The sequence below is a fragment of the Geobacillus thermodenitrificans subsp. thermodenitrificans DSM 465 genome (assembly GCF_000496575.1).
GTDB lineage: Bacteria > Bacillota > Bacilli > Bacillales > Anoxybacillaceae > Geobacillus > Geobacillus thermodenitrificans.
Genome location: NZ_AYKT01000011.1, coordinates 33,765 through 45,763, shown reverse-complemented (window position 1 = coordinate 45,763; position 11,999 = coordinate 33,765). Strand labels below are relative to the sequence as shown.

4 protein-coding genes are annotated in these 11,999 nt (G+C 54.6%); all 4 read left to right on the top strand.

The genetic code is table 11. The features are described 5' to 3' along the window. Positions 1 to 212: 212 nt before the first annotated feature. From addB to DSM465_RS0111715, 4 genes are read left to right on the top strand one after another with little or no spacing between them, the layout of a single operon-like run. Complete coding sequence (gene addB / locus DSM465_RS0111730) at positions 213 to 3,716, top strand: helicase-exonuclease AddAB subunit AddB (protein ID WP_301336406.1); 3,504 nt, start codon at positions 213 to 215, stop codon at positions 3,714 to 3,716. Next, positions 3,713 to 7,441 carry a helicase-exonuclease AddAB subunit AddA gene (gene addA, locus DSM465_RS0111725; RefSeq protein ID WP_029761433.1) on the top strand — a complete coding sequence of 1,243 codons (3,729 nt, stop codon included), beginning with the start codon at positions 3,713 to 3,715 and terminating at the stop codon, positions 7,439 to 7,441. The genes addB and addA overlap by 4 nt, the downstream gene beginning before the upstream one ends. A gap of 17 nt (positions 7,442 to 7,458) precedes the next feature. Then, positions 7,459 to 8,637, top strand: a complete 1,179-nt coding sequence (locus tag DSM465_RS0111720) for an exonuclease SbcCD subunit D (RefSeq protein ID WP_011886887.1) — start codon at positions 7,459 to 7,461, stop codon at positions 8,635 to 8,637. Further along, on the top strand, positions 8,634 to 11,978 hold the full coding sequence (locus DSM465_RS0111715) for an AAA family ATPase (protein WP_029761432.1): 3,345 nt from the start codon (positions 8,634 to 8,636) through the stop codon (positions 11,976 to 11,978). The genes DSM465_RS0111720 and DSM465_RS0111715 overlap by 4 nt, the downstream gene beginning before the upstream one ends. The last annotated feature ends 21 nt before the right edge of the window (positions 11,979 to 11,999 follow it).

Here is an 11,999-nt window from a genome sequence, read left to right as displayed (position 1 = left end):
TTATTTCTTTGCCGAAATTTGCCGTCCGAAGCCCATGATTGGAAACGTGAGCTTCGGGCGGCGTTGCTTTGAAATCTTTTTATGGGATTGCTTGGGGTAACGATGTTTTGATGTTTCGTTGCTGTAGTAGATGAATAGAGCTGATACAGCTCGTCAAATACGAACATGTGTGCTAAAATGAAGGATAAAGGAAATGAATGGTGGTGATTGCTATGTCGCTGCGGTTTTTGCTTGGCCGGTCAGGAAGCGGAAAAACGACTGCCTGCCTTGAAGAAATTCGCCGCCAGTTACAAGAAGATCCAAAGGGAAGGACAATCGTCTATCTTGTCCCGGAACAAATGACGTTTCAATGCGAATACGCGTTAATACATACGGAGGGAACGGAAGGGATGATCCGCGCCCAAGTGTTCAGTTTTCCCCGCCTCGCTTGGCGCGTGCTGCAAGAAACAGGCGGCATGAACCGTTACCATGTTCACGACGTTGGCGTGCAAATGATGATTCGCAAAATTATTGAACAGCGCAAACAAGAGCTGAAGCTGTTTGGACGCGCGGCAGACAAAAGTGGTTTTGTCGAACAGCTGCATGAGATGATCGCAGAGTGCAAGCGGTATTGCTTGACGCCGGATGAACTCCGCCGCCATGCCGGAGTGCTTGAAAGTGGATCAGGCCAACCAGGCCGTCGACTGCTAGCGGATAAGTTAAGCGATGTGGCACTCGTTTATGAAGAATTGGAACGAAGCCTTCTTGGCCATTATCTTGATTCGGAAGATTATTTGCGCTTGCTTGTTGAGCACATCCCCCGCTCCAGCTATTTGCATGGTGCTGACATTTATATCGACGGCTTTCATCATTTTTCCCCTCAAGAATATATGGTCATAGAACAGCTTCTTCACCGCTGTCGGCGCGTCACCGTTTGCTTGACGGCCGATCGCCCGTACGATGTCGGGATGCCGGACGAGCTCGATCTCTTTTACTTGCCCGCACAGACATACCGTCAGTTGCGTGAGCTCGCTTTGGCCAACGATATTATGATTGAATCGCCGGTCGTGCTTTCCGTAAACCGTCGCCACCAAGACAAGGCGCTTGCCCATCTTGAAGAGCAGTTTCATCGCCGCCCGCTGCTTCCGTACGAAGCGGAGACCGACGCGATCTGCCTTTACGAGGCGGCCAACCGCCGCGCAGAAATTGAGGCGGTCGCCCGGGAAATCATCCGTCTCGTTCGTGACGAAGGGGCACGCTACCGCGACATTGCGCTCATCATCCGCCAGACGGAGGCATATCGTGACCTTGTGAAAACAGTGTTTTTTGACTTTGACATCCCCTATTTTATGGATGAAAAGGAGCCGATGCATTATCATCCGCTCATTGAACTTGTGCGTGCGGCTTTGGAGACGGTGGTGACGCGTTGGCGCTATGAGGCGGTTTTTCGCGCTGTAAAAACGGATTTGCTCTTTCCGGTTGACGGCGATTTGGCCATGTGGCGTGAGGCGGCTGATAAGCTCGAAAACTACGTACTTGCCCATGGGGTGAAAGGCGAAAAGTGGACGAGCGACGAACGTTGGACATATCGCCGCTACCAGGCGCTTGACGGGCTGAATGTGCCGCAGACGGATGAAGAGCGGCAGTTTGAAGACAAGCTCAACGAATGGCGTGAGGCGTTGGCCGCGCCGCTTCGTCGGCTTGAGCGCCGTCTGCGGAGAGCTGCCGATGGGCGCGGTCTTTGCACGGCTTTATATCTCTTTTTAGAAGAGTTGCAAATTCCAAAAAAACTAGAGCAAATGAGCGCTCAGGCGGAAGCGGATGGACGCCTCGTCGAAGCGCGCCAACACGAACAAGCGTGGAATGCGGTTGTTGATTTGCTCGACCAATATGTCGAAATGCTCGGAGCGGAACCGTTGCCGCTTGCCGAGTTTGCCAAAATTATCGAAGCTGGGCTCGACCGGCTCGAATTCGCTCTCGTTCCGCCAGCGATCGATCAGGTGATCGTCGCTCAGCTCGACCGTTCGCGCCTGATTGATGTCAAGTATGCATTTATCATCGGCGTCAATGACGGCGTCATCCCAGCCAAAGTGAAAGATGAGGGATTAGTGGCCGAGGTCGAGCGAGAGCAATTGCGCGAACTCGGGGTGGCGCTTGCACCAGGAGGGCGGGAACAGCTATTTTACGACCCATTTTTTGTTTACTTGGCTCTTGCCTGCCCGAGCCGACGGCTATACGTTACGTATCCGCTTGCTGATGGTGAGGGGAAAGCGCTCATGCCGTCCCCGCTCATTAAGCAGTTAGTTCAATTGTTTCCGCGTGTATCTGTTCATTTATGCGGCAATGATCCGTTCGATGCTCCCGAAGAGAAGCCGGAGACGTTTGTCACCGTGCCGCGGGCGACACAGACGTACCTCATCAGCCAGCTGCGGGCGTGGAAGAGAAATTATGGTATCGATCCGCTTTGGTGGGATGTATATAACGTGTTAATCAGTCATCCGGAGTGGAGGGCGCGAGTAGAGCAGGCTGTGTCAGGGCTGTTTTATACGAATCAGGCGGTGCTCAAAAGAGAATGGAGCCGACGGCTGTACGGAAAAAAAATTCAGGCGAGCGTCTCGCGCATGGAGCAGTTTCAAAAATGTCCGTATGCCCATTTCGCCTCGCATGGGCTGCGCCTGAAAGAGCGGAACGTCTTTCGCCTTGAGGCGCCGGATGTTGGACAATTGTTCCATGCTGCCATTAAGCAAATTGCTGACCGAGTGCGTGAACAGCACCTTGATTGGAAACAGCTATCAAGATCAGAATGCGAGCGGCTGTCGGCCGAAGCGGTCGAGCGGATTGCCCCGCTCATCCAGCAACAAGTGTTATCAAGTTCTAACCGCTATGAATATATGAAACGAAAATTAAAAAATGTTGTTGCCCGCACGACGCACGTATTGAGTGAACATGCGCGGGCAAGCGGCTTTGCTCCGGTCGGGTTCGAGTTGTCGTTCGGACCGGGCGGCGACTTGCCCCCGCTTCGTTTCCAGCTTCGCGACGGAACAGTGATGGAGCTCGTCGGACGAATCGACCGCGTTGATAAGGCGGAAAGCAGCCAGGGCGTGCTCCTTCGTATCATCGATTACAAATCGAGCGCCAAAACGCTCGATTTGACGGAAGTATATTACGGCTTAGCGCTGCAAATGTTCACGTATTTGGATATTGTGCTGACGTACGCTGAACAGCTTGTTGGAGAGCCAGCGTTGCCGGCAGGGGTTCTTTATTTCCATATCCACAATCCGATTATTCAAGCCAAGCAATGGCTTGACAATGAAATGGAAGTGGCGAGAAAGTTGCTTGAGCCGTTCCGGATGCGCGGGCTGTTGCTCGCCGATGCCGAGACAATTCGGCTGATGGACAGCCAAACAGAAAACGGGCAATGGTCGCTCATTGTGCCTGCCCAGCTGACGAGAACCGGAGCGATCCACTCGCGTTCTTCAGTGGCGAGCGCCTCTGATTTTGCCGCGTTGCGCCAACACGTCCGCCGCTTGTTTGTGGATATTGGTGGGCAAATTGCCGACGGGGTCGTCTCGATCGCCCCGTACAAGCTGAAAAACAAAACGGCGTGTGAGTTTTGCGCCTTTAAACCGGTATGCCAATTTGATGAGGCACTGTCCGGCAATGGATATCGGAAACTCACGCCACAGACGAAGGATGCGGTGATCGAAACATTAGGGAAAAGGGAGGAAGAGTCATGAACGCCACGTTTCGCCCGAAGCCCGCTGGAAGTCGGTGGACGGATGAACAATGGAAGGCGATTGCAGCCGGCGGCCGGGATATTCTCGTCGCTGCGGCGGCCGGATCGGGAAAAACGGCTGTTCTCGTCGAGCGAATTATTCAAAAGGTGACGGCGGAAGAAGGGGCGGTCGATATCGATCGCCTGCTCGTCGTCACGTTTACGAATGCGGCAGCGGCCGAAATGAAAGCGAGGATTGGCGAAGCGCTTGAACGGGAGCTTGCCAATCGGCCGCATTCGCTCCATTTGCGGCGTCAACTCAGTTTGCTCAACCGCGCTTCGATTTCGACGCTCCATTCGTTTTGTTTGGATGTGATCCGCAAGTATTATTATTTGCTCGATTTGGACCCGTCGTTCCGCATTGCCGATGAGACGGAAATCGAGCTGTTGAAAGAAGATGTCCTTGAGGAACTGCTTGAGGAGGAATACGGGAAGGCGGACAATGAGCGCTTTTTCGCTGTTGTCGATGCCTATACCGGTGACCGCAGTGACGCGGAGCTGCAGGAGATGATTTTGGCGCTTTACGAATTCTCCCGTTCCCATCCGGCACCGGACGAATGGTTGGCCGATTTAGTATCGATGTATGATGTCGATGAACAAACGAATGTCGAGACGCTGCCACCGGCACGCTATATCGCCCAACACGCAGCGATGGAGTTGGCGGCGGCTAAGCGGTTTATCGGCTTGGCTTTGGCGCTTGCCGAGAAAGAAAGCGGGCCAAAGCCGTACGAGAAGCGGCTGCGCGAAGATATGGACTTAATCGCTGATTTGGAAAGACGGCTGTCCGGGTCGTGGGATGAGCTATATCATGCGTTGCAATCGCTGTCGTTTGGTCGTCTTCCTCCTTGCCGCGGCGACGGATTTGACGCAGAACTCATCGATGAAGCGAAATCGTTGCGTGATCAGGCGAAGAAGAAAATCGAAGCACTGCGCGACAACGTGTTTTCGCTCCATCCATCCGCCTGGCTTCGCCACATGCGTGAGATGAAGCCGGTCGTCGAAACGATCGCCGCTCTTGTCCGCCGTTTTTCCGCCATGTTTGAAGCAGCGAAACGGGAGAAAGGGATCGTCGATTTTTCCGACTTAGAGCATTACTGTTTGCGCATTTTGCGGCAGTACGATCCGGAAACTGGCGAATGGCAGCCGTCATCCGCGGCTTTGGAATACCAGGCACAGTTTGATGAAGTACTCGTTGATGAATATCAAGATACGAACCTTGTCCAAGAAACGATTTTGCAGCTCGTCAAAAAAGGAAGCGAGCGAACGGGCAACTTGTTTATGGTTGGCGATGTCAAGCAGTCGATTTACCGATTCCGCCTCGCTGAGCCGATGCTGTTTCTTGATAAGTACAAACGGTTTACCGCTGATGGAGAAGCAGGAGGAATGAAAATCGACTTGGCGAGCAACTTCCGTAGCCGTGCTGAGGTGCTTGATGGAACGAATTTTTTATTCGCACAAATCATGGGGGAAGCGGTCGGGGAAATGGTTTACGATGAGGCGGCGCAGCTCAAGTACGGCGCCGATTATCCGGAGGGAACGGATGCCGTTCCGGAAGTGATGATCATCGATCGGCAGCGTACGTCGGAAGAGGACGAAGAGGAAACAGCCGAACTTGAGGCGGCCGAGCTTGAGTCGCGTTTGATGGCGGAAAAAATTAAAGAGATCGTTTCCCGCCCGTTTTATGTGTATGACCGCTCAAGTGGACAACAGCGGCGCGCCATGTATCGCGATATCGTTGTGCTCGTCCGTTCGATGACAAATGCGCCGCAAATGATTGAACAGCTGCAGGCGCAGGGCATTCCGGCCGCCGCTGATTTATCATCTGGTTATTTTCAGGCGACGGAAATTTCGGTTATGTTGTCACTGTTGAAAGTGATCGACAACCCGTATCAAGATATTCCGCTAGCGGCTGTGCTTCGCTCACCACTATTCCGGTTTGATGAAAATGAGCTTGCTATGATCCGCCTCAGCGACCCAAAAGGCACGTTTTTCGAGGCGTTGCAAGCGTTTTGTCAAAAAACAGCAGAAACGGATGAGGAAGAGAACGCTAAGGAAAAAGCGATTTCCTTTCTCAACAAGTTGGAAGAATGGCGTACGATGGCGCGCCGCCGTTCATTAGCGGATCTGATTTGGCAGCTGTATCGCGACACACAATTTTATGATTTTGTTGGCGCTTTGCCGGGCGGAAAGCAGCGGCAAGCCAATTTGCGCGCCTTGTATGATCGCGCCCGGCAATATGAATCGACGTCATTTCGAGGGCTGTTCCGCTTTCTCCGCTTCATTGAACGGCTGCAAGAGCGCGGCGATGACTTGGGGGCGGCCCGTCCGCTTGGCGATCAGGAAGATGTCGTGCGCGTCATGACGATCCATAGCAGCAAAGGACTCGAATTTCCGATCGTTTTTCTTGTTGGACTTGCCCGCCCGTTTTATACGCGCGACTTGCATTCCCCGTATTTGCTTGATAAAGAGCTCGGTTTTGCCGCCCGGTTTGTCCATCCGCGGCTGCGCATCAGCTATCCGACGCTGCCGCTGTTGGCCATTCAAGTGAAAAAGCGGCTTGAGCTGCTTGCCGAGGAAATGCGCATTTTGTACGTCGCGCTCACAAGGGCGAAAGAGAAGCTGTACTTGCTTGCTTCCGTCAACGATGCGGATAAGGAGATTGAAAAATGGAAAGGGGTAGCTGCTGAAAGCGGTTGGCTCCTTCCTGACGATGTGCGTGCATCAGCCCGCTCGTACTTAGATTGGATCGGTCGAGCGCTCATCCGCCATCGAGACGGGCGTTCTTTAGTCGAGGTGAATCGGCCGGACGAAATTGCTTTCCATCCGTCGGTGTGGCGTTTTGAGATCGTGTCGGCGGCCAAACTTCGCAACGCTGAGGTATCAACCGATCGGGAGGATGGCGGCGCGCTTGTTGCGCTCGAACAAGGCCGCCCTGTTCCAACTCAAGGGGAATGGGAAGAGGAAGCAAGGCGGCGCTTATTGTGGCGGTATCGCTACGGCAAGGAGACGGTCGTGCGCGCTAAGCAGTCAGTCTCAGAACTGAAAGAACAGCAGGCGTTATTTGGCGAACAGGCGGACGAATGGCTGCCGCGCAAAGGGACGGCACCGCTGTTCTCCCGGCCGCGTTTTATGCAGGAAAAAACGTTGACACCGGCCGAAAAAGGAACTGCGCTTCATGTGGTCATGCGCCATCTCGACTTGCACGCACCGATGGACGAATCGTCAATCCGCAGCCAAATCATTCGGCTTGTGGAAAAAGAATTGCTGTCGGCTGAGCAAGCGGAAACGGTCGATGCCGCCGCGATCGTCGCCTTTTTCGCCACGGACATCGGCCGCCGTCTTTGCGCCGCCCGCGAAGTATACCGAGAAGTGCCGTTCAGCTTAGGGCTTCCGGCTGACGAGCTATACGGCAGCGAAGGGATGGAGAGCGGCCGCCGCCTGCTCGTGCAAGGGGTGGTCGATTGCGTGTTTGCCGATGAACGCGGTTATGTGGTGATCGACTATAAGACGGATGAGGTGACGGGCCGTTTTGCCGGCCAAAAAGAGGAGGCGACCCGCTTTTTGCTTGGTCGTTACGGGGGACAAATGCGCCTCTACCGGCGGGCCATTGAACAAATTTGGCGCGTGCCGGTGGCGGAATGTTACTTATATTCGTTTGACGGTGAATATTTTCTTGCAGTGGAGTGAAGCGGAGGGGGAGAGACATGCGCATTTTGCATACGGCGGACTGGCATCTTGGGCGAACACTCGAGGGTCGAAGCCGGTTGGCTGAGCAGGAGGCGTTTATCGATGAGCTCATCGAAATTGTCGAGAAAGAACAAATTGACGCCATTTTAATGGCCGGTGATGTATTTGATTCCGTCAATCCGCCGGCGGCGGCGGAACAATTGTTTTACGAAAGTTTAGCCCGCCTGTCCGACAAGGGACGGCGGCCAGTCGCCGTCATCAGTGGAAATCATGACCATCCGGACCGCATCAGCGCCGCCCGGACGTTGCTTTCCGATTATCATATTTTTCTGTTCGGCCGTCCGGAAGCTTCCGTTTGCCGAATTGATGTCCCCTCATGCGGGGAGACGATGATGCTTGCTCCGTTGGCCTATCCGTCCGAATCGCGCCTTGCTGAGCTGCTGTCGTCTGATCATCGGGAAGCGGTGCTTCGTGACCGTTATGATGACCGCATCCGTGCACTGTTAGAGATGATGGCCGCTTCATTCACTGAAAAGACGGTCAATATAGTGATGAGCCATCTTTATGTCGCCGGCGGCCGTACGTCCGATTCTGAGCGGCCGATTGAAGTAGGTGGCGCCTATACAGTGGCGGCGACGAGTTTGCCGAAAGCCGCCCAATATGTGGCGCTCGGTCATCTACACCGGCCGCAGGACGTCAAACGGGCGGAGACGGCAGCACGCTATTCCGGTTCACCGCTCGCTTATAGCTTTTCCGAAGCTGGGCATGCCAAATCGGTCACGGTCGTTGATGTGCACCCGGGCGGGGCGGCTAGCGTGACGGAAATTCCGCTTGCCGCCGGCAAGCCGCTCGTCCGTTGGAAGGCGACAGAAGGGCTCGCCCAAGTGTACCGTTGGTGCGAGGAAGGAAAAGACCAGTCGTGCTGGGTTGATTTGGAGCTCCATGTGACTGAGCCGTTAACAATGGAAGAAATTTACCGGTTGCGCAAGCTTCATCCAGGTTTTGTTTATATTCGTCCGGTGTTTCCCCAACGGGTGGAAGAAGAGGCTGAAGTGAGCCGCGAGGCGCTCTCGCTTGAAGAGATGTTCTGCCGTTTTTACAAACGGCAAACAGGGGGACAGACGCCGGATGAAGAGCTCGTCCGCCTTTTTTTAGAGCTGGCGGCGGAAGAAGAGCAGGAGGGGGGAGAGGAGTGAAGCCGATTTCACTGACGATTGCCGGGCTTCATAGTTTCCGCGAAAAACAGACGATCGATTTCACTGTGCTGTGCGATGGTGGCGTGTTTGGTATTTTCGGGCCGACCGGAAGCGGCAAATCAACGATTTTAGACGCCATTACGCTAGCGCTGTTCGGCAGTGTTGAGCGGGCCGCTAACCGCACTCAAGCGATCATCAATCATGCTGAACAAGAATTGTTCGTCTCATTTACGTTTGAGCTCGAAAATGCGGCGGGAGCCAAACGGTATACAGTGGAGCGCAGCTTGAAAAAGGTGGACGAGTGGCGGACGCGAAGCGCCGTCTGCCGGTTGATCGAACATCAACCGGAGCCGGTCGTGCTCGCTGACAAACTGTCCGATGTGGACAAGGCGATTGGACAATTGCTTGGTCTGACGATGGAAGATTTCACCCGGGCGGTCGTCTTGCCACAAGGCAAATTTGCCGAATTTTTATCGCTTAAAGGGGCAGAGCGGCGGCAAATGCTGCAGCGCCTGTTCCATCTTGAACGGTATGGGGACCAACTAAACAAAAAGCTGAAAGATCGGCTTATCGCCGCTGAACAAGAAGAGGAAAAAATCGAAGCGGAGAAGGCCGGGCTTGGTGACGCGTCGAAAGCAGCACTCGAGCAAGCGGAGACAGAGGAGCGGGAGCTGGCAGCGCTGCTGGCGAAGCGAAAAAAAGAGCTTGAGGAAGTCGAAGCAAATGTTGAACGGATGAAACAGCTTTGGGTGTGGCAGCAAGAAAAAGAAACGATCGAAAGAGAGCTGGCTGAGCTGCGTCGGCATGAGCCGGATATCCGTGCACTCGAAGTAAAAAAAGAGCGCGCTGAGCAGGCTGAGCGCATTTGGCCATACTGGGAACAGTACGAACAGGCGCGACGTTCACAAATAGCGGCCCTCAAACGGTACGAAGAGCTGGCGCGAAAGCTGGAGACGGCCAAGGCTAGCCACGAGGAAGCAGTACGCCGCTATGAGCAGGCACGGCTGGAAAAAGCGAGGCGAGAACCAGAGCTGCTGGCGCAAACAGAGCGGCTGCGCCAGGCGGAACAACTCGAGCGGCAAATGGAGACAATCAAGCGCGAGCTTGCTGCTCTCGATGAGGAGCACAACCGTTTGGCGGTGCGGGAGAAAGCGGCGCAACGTCAGTTCGAAGAGGCGTCTGCTTGGTATGAACGCGGCATGAAGCGGCAGCAGGAGCTAAAAGAAGAGCTGCAACGATATACGGAGGCACTAGCTAGAAAAGACGAAGTAGAGCGGGCGCATGGGGAGAAGCGGCAGATCGAGCAAGCGGCATCAGCCGTCGCCCGTGTTGATGCACAGCTTCGGCAAAAGGAAGAGGTTTGGCGCCAAGCGGAAGAGGAACGGATCAAGAGGGAACGTCAGGCGGCCGTTGCCGGCGCTCGGCTTCATCAGCTGTTTCGACTTGTGGAGAAAACGTATCATTCCGTCTGTGAGCGGCAGCAAGACATCGAAAAACGGCTGTATGCGTTGCAGCAGGACATCGAGGCGGAGCGGGAGCGGATTGAGGAAGCGCGAACGGCAGAACTGGCGGCTGTACTGGCAGAACGACTCCGCCCCGGGGAGCCGTGCCCGGTGTGCGGGTCGCGCGAACACCCACATCCGTCCACCAAGCCGTATTCCACCGGCCAGGGGCGACTGCCTGATCTTGAGCAGGAGCGGCGACAATGCGAGCAAGATTTACAAACTTTGTTTTCATTAAAGGCGCAGTTCGAACAGCTTGCGGGGCTTGCTGCTGGTCATGGGGTACCTCCTGTCTTTACTGAGGGCCGCCCGACAGAAGAAGTGAGCGATGTCTTCGTTGAAGTACGAGCGCTTCAGCAGGATATCATTGAGCAAAAAGAATCCGTTTATCGGGCGCTTGCACAATGGAACGAAGCGGAAGCAGCAAGGCGTGAAGCGGAAAACGCATGCCGATGGGCAGCAGCTGATATGGAAGCGTTGCAAGCTGAGAGGCGGCGTCTAGAAGAAGAACGGCAGCGGCTTGAACAGCACTGGCGGCAGACCTACCCTTCTTTTTCGCTCGAGACGATCGACATCGTATACGAGCAGCTTCGTGAACAAGAGAAAAAGTGGCGAGATGTGCAAAAACGGCTTGAGGATAGTGTGCCGTTTTTAGAAGAAAAACAGCGGGCAAAAGAGAAAGCGGCTGAAGAACAACGTCGGATCGAGACGGAGCGGGTTCGCCTTGACTCACTCATTAGCACCAAACAGCAGCTATGGGAAGAGTATGAACGACAGCGACGCGAGAAAGCTGGTCCTAACCCGGCGGCTCAGCAACTTCGGGAAGCGGAATCGGAATGGCGCCGGCTGCAAAACGATGAGCAGCAGGCGTATGATGAATGGCAACGTGTCCAAAAAGTGTATCAAACGCTAGAAAGCGAGACAAAAGTGGCCAAGCAGGCGGTCGAAGAAGGCGCACGTCGTGAAGAAGAAGCGCTCGCCCGTTGGCGCCTCGTCCTTGCCGATACTACGTTTGCCGATGCTGAAGAAGCTGAACGGGCGAAAGCGACGAAGGAGCAATGCAGCGAGTGGGATGAAGCCATCCGCCGCTATTGGCGCCAAGTTGAACAGGCGGAGCACCGTCGGGCTCAACTTTCGGCGGCCCTTGGCGAGGAGGCAGTGAGCGCTGAACAATGGGAGATGTTGCAGCGTGTATACGCCGAGCTAAAAGCGGAAATGGAAACGATGACGCAACAACTTGGGGCGGTTCAAGGAAAAGTGGCGGAGCTGAGAAAAAAACATGCTCGTTTTGTTGAACTCGAGGCAAAGCAAACGCAGCTCAGCCGGCAAATCGAGCGGTACAAGCAACTGCAGACATTGCTTCGTGGCAATAGTTTTGTCGAGTTTATGGCGGAAGAGCAACTCGAACAAGTGACGGCCATAGCGGCTGAGCGGTTGCAACGGTTGACAAGGCACCGTTACTCGCTTGAACTTGATTCACAAGGCGGATTTCTCATTCGCGATGACGCCAACGGCGGCGTCAGAAGGCCAGTAGCCACGCTCTCCGGTGGGGAAACGTTTTTGACCTCATTGTCACTGGCGCTGGCGTTGTCGGCGCAAATTCAGCTGCGCGGCGAATATCCGCTCCGGTTTTTCTTTCTGGACGAGGGCTTTGGTACGCTTGACGCCGAGCTGCTCGATATGGTGATTTCCGCTTTGGAGAAGTTGCATACACAGCAGTTGGCGGTCGGCGTTATTAGCCATGTCCAAGAAATTCGCACGCGTCTGCCGCGGAGGCTCATCGTTGAGCCGGCGGAGCCATCGGGCCGCGGCACGCGCGTCCGGCTGGAAACGATGTAGAGAGCGTTCATTCAATGAACG

What these genes read in the sequence shown, in the direction of transcription:
- DSM465_RS0111720 (WP_011886887.1), top strand. Translation starts at nt 7,459, where the DNA reads ATGCGCATTTTGCATACGGCGGACTGGCATCTTGGGCGAACACTCGAG.
- addB (WP_301336406.1), top strand. Translation starts at nt 213, where the DNA reads ATGTCGCTGCGGTTTTTGCTTGGCCGGTCAGGAAGCGGAAAAACGACT.
- addA (WP_029761433.1), top strand. Translation starts at nt 3,713, where the DNA reads ATGAACGCCACGTTTCGCCCGAAGCCCGCTGGAAGTCGGTGGACGGAT.